The 1,311-nt window shown below is 54.8% G+C and carries 2 protein-coding genes; both read right to left on the bottom strand.

Features of this window, described 5'->3' with window-relative positions; genetic code table 11:
* Positions 1 to 631: 631 nt before the first annotated feature.
* Positions 632 to 919 (bottom strand): hypothetical protein, encoded by a 288-nt coding sequence (locus I2E26_RS07110; protein ID WP_195420175.1) that lies wholly within the window; start codon positions 917 to 919, stop codon positions 632 to 634.
* A 77-nt stretch (positions 920 to 996) separates the two neighbouring features.
* A partial coding sequence (locus I2E26_RS09110; protein WP_370551465.1) for an ATP-binding cassette domain-containing protein occupies positions 997 to 1,311 on the bottom strand: 315 nt, incomplete at its 5' end.

Below are 1,311 nucleotides of genomic sequence, written 5' to 3'. Positions count from 1 at the left end.
CGCCCCGCAGGACGGGCATTTCACGGACTTCACGGCGGACCTCCCGCAGACGGTTTTTAAGGCGTCTGAAAGAGGGTATCTACCTGCGGATACGTCCGTCTAGCGGACACACATTTTGTCCGAGTGCTTATAACCGGTGGCGAGTTATAAAGTCATGAGAAAGGGCCGCCTACCTGCGTAGACGGCCCAGAATTGGACACATTTTTTGTCCTATAACCCTCTTTCTAATCGCTCGTACCTTGCGCCGCCCGTGACCGCTTAACAACCCGCGAGCTTCGCTGGCACCGCTTCCGTCGTACCCGATTAAGGACTGCGGCGTGCAATTCGCGCTTCGCATCAGCGGGTCGCTAAAAAGGAGGCTGCGTTTCTGGGTTTTTTAGTGTGCTGCATCGCCGCCTCGTCCAATCAAAATCCCTGTTGCTGTGGGTCAACTTGACCTAGCGGCGTCGCAACTCGTCCCTTATAGCCTTTCTGACGATTGCGTAAATGGCGATTAGGGTGATTGCCAAGAATAGCGCTAGCGGTATCGTCAGCGATGCAACAACAAGAAGTTCCTGAAGATTCATGTGTGCGTCCTATCTGCGGCTATATATAGGAGGCTTTTAGGAAGTTTCCCCCTGTTGGCCCGAATTCACCGAAAAGCCTGAAGCTCTGAGCCAGTCCAATGGTGTTTCTCAGGGTCACTGTCGCGTTGACCACAAGCTTTCTCCAAGGCGCTTTCCCAGAGACGATTGATCTCTTCTTCGGGGACGATTTCGAATTCAGCGCTATTGGCATGTTGGGGAATGCCACCTTCATTCGCGAAGGCAGACGGCGGTTCTGCGATTCCAGCAATGAGGCCTAAAGCGCTCAGGGTTGCTGTGCAAAGAAAGCTTTTTCGAGAAATTATCGACTTAGAAGCGTTGCGATCGTTTCCCATGTTGACTCCCTAGGACGACGCTCTTATTCCTGGCTCTGCCCGCCGACTGGCGGGTCAGACTCCTGGCGTTCGTTGTCCTATGGATGGCGGTCGACAACATTGATGCTCCTTGATTTGGCACCACTTTTTTCGATTCTACCAAGATTTCTCGACACGAGCGATTCGCCTTGATCTGATTCTGTCAACGGTGCTCGCGATGCGGTCAGCGCGTCTCTTGAGGGAAATCGCCGCCAGAAGCCGCAGGCGACGCGGGCGAGCGTCGACTTGCCGCATCCGTTGTCGCCCAGCAGGCCGGTCCAGCCCTGCGCGAAGGCGATGGTCACGGTATTCAAAATGGGGTCTTGAGCTGCGGGGTGCGTGTAGGACACGCGAGAAAGCGCGAGCTGCATGAA

This window comes from Collinsella sp. D33t1_170424_A12 (assembly GCF_015554865.1).
In the GTDB taxonomy this organism is placed as follows: Bacteria; Actinomycetota; Coriobacteriia; order Coriobacteriales; family Coriobacteriaceae; genus Collinsella.
Note: the sequence above shows the minus strand (reverse complement) of the source record. Positions and strands in the feature narration are given on the sequence as shown.

Excerpts from the sequence above, each read along its gene's own strand:
- I2E26_RS07110 (WP_195420175.1), bottom strand. The coding sequence starts at position 919 with ATGGGAAACGATCGCAACGCTTCTAAGTCGATAATTTCTCGAAAAAGC.